This is a genomic window from Nakamurella sp., from assembly GCF_048594475.1.
GTDB lineage: Bacteria > Actinomycetota > Actinomycetes > Mycobacteriales > Nakamurellaceae > Nakamurella.
Window position 1 is genome coordinate 1 of sequence record NZ_JBMDXT010000088.1, and the last position, 3,610, is coordinate 3,610.

General features: G+C 72.6%; 3 protein-coding genes. 1 reads left to right on the forward strand and 2 read right to left on the reverse strand.

Annotation, left to right across the window (positions count from 1 at the left end):
- Positions 1–119 precede the first annotated feature (119 nt).
- Positions 120–947 (reverse strand): HAD-IIA family hydrolase, encoded by an 828-nt coding sequence (locus ACOJUF_RS04630; protein ID WP_420120693.1) that lies wholly within the window; start codon positions 945–947, stop codon positions 120–122.
- A gap of 149 nt (positions 948–1,096) precedes the next feature.
- On the opposite strand from ACOJUF_RS04630, the gene ACOJUF_RS04635 reads away from it, so the two are divergent.
- Positions 1,097–2,719 carry a GAF domain-containing protein gene (locus ACOJUF_RS04635; protein WP_420120694.1) on the forward strand — a complete coding sequence of 541 codons (1,623 nt, stop codon included), beginning with the start codon at positions 1,097–1,099 and terminating at the stop codon, positions 2,717–2,719.
- Between the two features lie 12 nt (positions 2,720–2,731).
- Here the strand turns inward: ACOJUF_RS04635 and ACOJUF_RS04640 are convergent, their stop codons facing one another.
- A complete protein-coding gene (locus ACOJUF_RS04640; RefSeq protein ID WP_420120695.1) occupies positions 2,732–3,421 on the reverse strand; it encodes a response regulator in 690 nt (229 codons plus the stop codon).
- Between the last annotated feature and the right edge of the window lie 189 nt (positions 3,422–3,610).

A 3,610-nucleotide genomic window follows, 5' to 3' on the forward strand; every position in this document is an offset into this window, starting at 1 on the left:
ACACGGCCGGCGCGCTGATCGGGTACCTGCTCGCGGTGCGGGTGGTGGCGGCGGTGCGGCGCCGGGCCCGGCGCCGCAGCCGTCCCCGGCCGGTGCCGGAGCCCGTCGGCCGCTAACGGCTACCAGACCGGGGCGATCACCTTGAACGGGTCCTCGGTGGACCCGACCAGGTCGGCGACCGAGTTGAGCACCATGGTCGGCCGGAACGGGTACTGCGCCATCGACTCGAGGCTGGAGATGCCGGTCATCACGAGCATGGTCGGCATCCCCGATTCCAGACCCGCGATCACGTCGGTGTCCATCCGGTCGCCGATCATCAGGGTGTTCTCCGAGTGCGCGCCGATCGCACGCATGGCCGACCGCATCATCAGCGGGTTCGGCTTGCCGACGAAGTAGGGCGTGCGGCCGGTCGCCTTCTCGATCAGCGCGGCCACCGCCCCGGCGGCCGGCAGCAGGCCGGCCCGGCTCGGACCCGTGGGGTCGGGGTTGGTGGCCACGAATCTCGACCCCGCGCCGATCAGCCGGATCGCGGTGGTGATCGCCTCGAAGGAGTAGGTGCGCGTCTCGCCCAGCACCACGTAATCCGGGTTGCGGTCGGTCAGCACGTAGCCGGCCTCGTGCATCGCCGTGGTCAGGCCGACCTCGCCGATGACGAACGCGGACCCGCCGGGGCGCTGGTTGTGCAGGAACTGGGCGGTGGCCAGGGCCGAGGTCCAGATCCGCTCCTCGGGGATGTCCAGGCCGGTGGCCCGCAGCCGGGCCCGCAGGTCCCGCCGCGTGTAGATGGAGTTGTTGGTCACGACGATGAAGTTCGCGTCGCGGGCGATCAGTTCGGCGATGAACAGGTCGGCGCCGGGAATGACGTGCTCCTCGTGCACCAGGACACCGTCCATGTCCATGAGGTAGGACCAGGGCGTGGAACTCTGCGTGACAGTCACGGGAACCATGATCCCGCGCGTGTAAATCGGGGTGCGCGCCGGGCGAGGTGTTCGGCCCTGCCGTGCGCGGGGCAGCCGTCCTGCGCGAAGCTAACCGGACAGATCACCACCAGACGCCGGTGCCACGCACACCTGCCACGCCCACCGGAGGGACCCCGATGCCGGTCATCAGAGGGACGGACTCGCCGACCCTGCGCACCGTGCTGGAGACGGTCGGCGCGATCGCGGCCGACCTGGACCTGGACGTCACGCTGCAGCGGATCATCGACGCGGCCACCGAGCTGTCCGGCGCCCGGTACGGCGCCCTCGGCGTGCTGGACGAGGCCGACCACCGCGGTCAGGCCCGCACCCTGCGCGAGTTCGTCACCCACGGGATCAGTCCGGTCCAGCGGGAGCTGATCGGCAGCCCGCCCACCGGGCACGGGGTGCTCGGCGTGCTGATCGACCACCCCGAGCCGCTGCGGATCGACGACCTGACGACCCATCCGCTCTCCTCCGGCTTCCCGGCCAACCACCCGAGCATGCGCACCTTCCTGGGGGCGCCGATCCGCATCGGCACCCGGGTGTTCGGCAATCTCTACCTGACCGAACGGTCCGGCGGCGGCCCGTTCACCGACGAGGACGTCGAGGTGGTGGTGGCGTTCGCGGCCGCCGCCGGCGTCATCATCGAGAACGCCCGGCTCTACGAGCGCCTGTCCCGGCGGCGCCGCTGGCTGGAGGCCGCGGCCGAGGTCAGCCGGGTGATCCTGGGCGAGCAGGGCAGCCGCCCGCCGACCGAGGTGATCGGTCGGAACGCGATGGCCGCGGGCGAGGCCGACGGCGCGGTGATGCTGCTGGCCGCCCCGTCCGGCGCGCTGCGGGTGGCGGCCAGCGTCGGCGCCCCCGCGACCGGGCCGCTGGCCGATCCGCTGGCCGATCCGCGGGTGGAGGACGTCTGGCAGACCGGGACCCCGGTCGCCCCCAGTGTCGACGGCGACATGCTCGTCCGGATCGACGGCAGCGACCGGATCAGCGGGGTTCTCGCGCTGCACTGGGCGCCGGAGCGGCTGGACCGCGTGCACGACTCGACCGTCGAATCGGCCCAGGCCTTCGCCGACCAGATCGCCCTGGTGCTGGAGGTCGCGCTGGCCCAGGACGACCGGGCCCGGCTGGCCGTCTACGAGGACCGGGACCGGATCGGGCGGGACCTGCACGACCTGGTCATCCAGCGCCTGTTCGCGGTCGGCCTGACGCTGGAGAACACCGCCCGCATCGCCGGCCCGGGCCAGCTCGCGAACCGGGTGAACGCCGCGGTCGACCAACTCGACGAGACGATCAAGGACATCCGCCGGACGATCTTCGAGCTGGCCAACCCGGACCGGCCCGACGACCTGTACGACGACGTGCAGAGCGCCGTCGACGACCTGCTGCCCTCGCTGGGCTTCCGTCCCGCGGTGACGATGAGCGGGCCGCTGAACACCACCGTGCACGACCAGGTGCGCACCCACCTGCTCGCCGTGCTCCGGGAGGCACTGTCCAACATCGGCCGGCACGCGGGCGCCGGGGCCGCCGCGGTCAGCATCTCCCTCGCCGGGTCGGCCGGCCCGGACGGCCCGACCGAGGTGGTGCTGGTGGTCGAGGACGACGGGCGGGGCCTGCCGGCCGCCGCGGGCGCGCCGGGCGAGTCCGGCAACGGCCTGCCCAACATGCGCGCCCGGGCCGACGTGCTCGGCGGGACCTGCGAGCTGGGGCCCGGGCCGGACGGCGGCACCCGCCTGGTCTGGCGGGTGCCGGTCGGGTGACCGGGCCGGGGGTCAGCTCTCGGGCAGGTGCTTGGCCGCGAACAGCGCGGCCTGGGTGCGCCGCTGCAGGCCGAGCTTGGCCAGCAGGCTGGACACGTAGTTCTTGATCGTCTTCTCGGCCAGGAACATCGTCTCGGCGATCTGCCGGTTCGTCATGCCCTCGCCGATCAGGGCCAGCACCCGCCGCTCCTGCTCGGTCAGCGGGGCCAGCGCCGGGTCCAGTTCGGGCCCCTTGCGGACCCGCTCCAGCACCCGGGCGGTCACCGCCGGGTCGAGCAGGGACTGGCCGGCGGCCACCCGGCGCACCGAGTCGACCAGGTCGCTGCCGCGGATCTGCTTGAGCACGTAGCCCGCCGCCCCGGCCATGATCGCGGCGAAGAGCGCCTCGTCGTCGTCGAAGGAGGTCAGGATCAGGGCCTGGATGTTGGGATCCCGGGAGCGGACCTCCCGGCACACGTCGATGCCCGACCCGTCCGGCAGCCGGCCATCGAGCACGGCCACCTGCGGCCGCAGGGCCGGGATCTGGGCCATGGCGTGCGACACCGAGCCGGACTCCCCGATCACCTCGATGTCGCCGTCGCTCTCCAGCAGGTCCTTCAGACCCAGGCGGACGATCTCGTGGTCGTCGAGCAGGTAGACGGTGATCTTCTTCCCCGCCGGCTGCGCAGGTGCGGACGTGCCCACGGCACTCTCCCCAGTCATGGTCACTACGGTACGGACATGACGAACTCCCGCCGCCCCGAACGTTCGGGGGCGGCGGGAGTTCGGCTTGATCTACGCGGGTCTTCGCCGATTCGAGCGCTAGCGCAGCCAGGCCTGGCCACCGGTCACGCGTGCCCACCACGGCGCGATCCCGAAGTAGCGTCCGGCCCCGAGAACCGCCAGCACGAT

What these genes read in the sequence shown, in the direction of transcription:
- ACOJUF_RS04635 (WP_420120694.1), top strand. Translation starts at nt 1,097, where the DNA reads ATGCCGGTCATCAGAGGGACGGACTCGCCGACCCTGCGCACCGTGCTG.
- ACOJUF_RS04640 (WP_420120695.1), bottom strand. Translation starts at nt 3,421, where the DNA reads ATGACTGGGGAGAGTGCCGTGGGCACGTCCGCACCTGCGCAGCCGGCG.
- ACOJUF_RS04630 (WP_420120693.1), bottom strand. Translation starts at nt 947, where the DNA reads ATGGTTCCCGTGACTGTCACGCAGAGTTCCACGCCCTGGTCCTACCTC.